This is a genomic window from Hymenobacter terricola, from assembly GCF_017921975.2.
In the GTDB taxonomy this organism is placed as follows: Bacteria; Bacteroidota; Bacteroidia; order Cytophagales; family Hymenobacteraceae; genus Hymenobacter; species Hymenobacter terricola.
In genome coordinates this window covers 1-452 of sequence record NZ_JAGEMO020000243.1, presented here as the reverse complement: position 1 = coordinate 452, position 452 = coordinate 1, and the positions used below count along the sequence as shown (strand labels likewise).

Below are 452 nucleotides of genomic sequence, written 5' to 3'. Positions count from 1 at the left end.
GAGGAAGCGACCCTTCTCCCGAAGTTACAGGTCCATTTTGCCGAGTTCCTTGGCCGTGATTCACTCGAGCGCCTCAGGATACTCTCCTTGACTACCTGTGTCGGTTTGCGGTACGGGCGATAATAGCATTAAAACGCTTAGCAGGTTTTCTTGGCAGTCGGATTAGGCACACTATCCGCGTGACCCGAAGGTCGTGCGGTACTATCAGCTTTCGGCTAGGTGGGCGTACTTAACTACCCTCCCAATACCTACGGCCTTCAACGGGCACTTCCGTCCGCCCGCGGTGCTTTCACTTCTGCGTCACTGCATCACTTGCTATCATCGGTACAGGAATATTAACCTGCTGTCCATCGAGTTCACCTTTCGGCTGCCCCTTAGGTCCCGACTAACCCAATTCCGATTAGCGTTGAATTGGAAACCTTAGTCTATCGGCGTGGGGGTTTCGCACCCCC

1 rRNA gene is annotated in these 452 nt (G+C 54.0%); it reads right to left on the bottom strand.

Annotation, left to right across the window (positions count from 1 at the left end):
* Positions 1-452, bottom strand: a 23S ribosomal RNA gene (locus J4G38_RS28410); the annotation flags it as partial.